General features: G+C 39.4%; 1 protein-coding gene. It reads right to left on the reverse strand.

The window, feature by feature from the left end; genetic code table 11:
- On the reverse strand, positions 1-1,799 hold a 1,799-nt coding region (gene lepA / locus ACRCJ0_RS13265; RefSeq protein WP_431390723.1), incomplete at its 3' end, for a translation elongation factor 4.
- Positions 1,800-1,811 lie beyond the last annotated feature (12 nt).

Here is a 1,811-nt window from a genome sequence, read left to right on the forward strand (position 1 = left end):
GCTAAGAAGGCTTCTTGCGGTACTTCGACTGAACCTATAGCCTTCATACGTTTCTTACCTTCTTTTTGTTTCTTCAATAGTTTTTGACGACGGGTAACGTCACCACCATACAACTTAGCCGTAACGTCTTTACGTAAGGCTTTAATATTTGTACGGGCAATAATTTTATGGCCAATCGCTGCTTGAATTGGTACCTCAAATTGTTGTCTTGGGATAACGTCTTTCAACTTGCTAACTAAAGTACGACCGCGGCTTTCAGCGAAATCTCTATGTACAATAATTGACAAGGCATCGACAACGTCACCGTTTAATAAGACATCTAATTTCACTAGGTTAGATTTTTGATAGCCACCTAATTCATAATCTAAAGAAGCGTAACCTTTAGTATTTGATTTCAATTGGTCAAAGAAGTCAAATACAATCTCAGATAATGGCAATTCATATTTAACATCAACACGAATATCATCCAAATAGTCCATAGTGATAAAGTTTCCACGTTTACGTTGGGCTAATTCCATTACGGCACCAACATATTCTTGCGGAACCATGATATTAGCTTTTACAATAGGTTCTTCAATAGATTCAACATAAGTTGGATCTGGCATTTCAGATGGGTTAGCAACTTCAACCATTGTACCGTCTGTTTTATACACATGGTAAATTACCGATGGTGTTGTCGCAATCAAGTCAATATTGAATTCACGTTCAATACGCTCTTGGATAACGTCCATATGTAACATACCTAAGAAACCACAGCGGTAACCAAAACCTAAAGCTTGAGAAGATTCCGCTTCGAATTCTAATGAAGCATCGTTTAATTGTAATTTTTCCAAGGCTTCACGCAAGTCAACATAGTCTGAAGAATCCACTGGATATAAACCACAATAGACCATTGGGTTCATTTGTTTGTATTCAGCTAATGGTTCGGTTGCAGGATTGGTCGCTAAAGTGACCGTATCCCCAACTCGTGTATCTTGGATAGTCTTAATAGATGCTGTGATATAACCTACATCCCCGGCCATCAAGTAGTCACGCGGAATTGGTTTTGGTGACAAGATCCCAACTTCAGTGACATCAAACGTTTTCCCATTTGACATGATTTGAATTCGGTCACCATTACGGATAACACCATTTTCCACCCGGACACTCAAAACAACCCCACGGTAGGCATCGTATACAGAGTCAAAAATCAAAGCTTGAACAGGTGCTTCAATTTCACCAGTTGGTGCAGGTACTTTCTCAACGATTTGTTCTAATAACTCATTGATACCGATGTTAGCTTTAGCTGAAGCCAATACAGCATCGGAAGCGTCTAAACCAATCACGTCTTCGATTTCTTGTTTCACTTTTTCTGGATCAGCTGCTGGTAAGTCAATCTTATTGATTACTGGTACGATTTCTAAATCATTTTCAACAGCTAGGTATACGTTAGCAAGTGTTTGGGCTTCGATCCCTTGTGCTGCATCCACAACTAATACGGCCCCTTCACAGGCTGCCAAAGAACGTGAAACTTCGTATGAAAAGTCTACGTGTCCTGGTGTATCAATTAAATGGAAAATATAAGTTTCCCCATCGTTCGCTTTATATTCTAACTCGATGGCATTCAACTTAATCGTGATACCACGTTCTTGTTCAAGATCCATAGAATCTAACATTTGGTCATGCATCTCGCGATCAGAAACCGTCCCTGTATTTTGTAGGATGCGGTCCGCTAAAGTAGATTTACCATGATCAATGTGCGCGATGATGGAAAAATTTCTGATTTTTTCTTGTCTGTCTTTCATTTCTTGGATATTCATTTTCCATCCCCC

Source organism: Aerococcus sp. L_32, assembly GCF_050689315.1.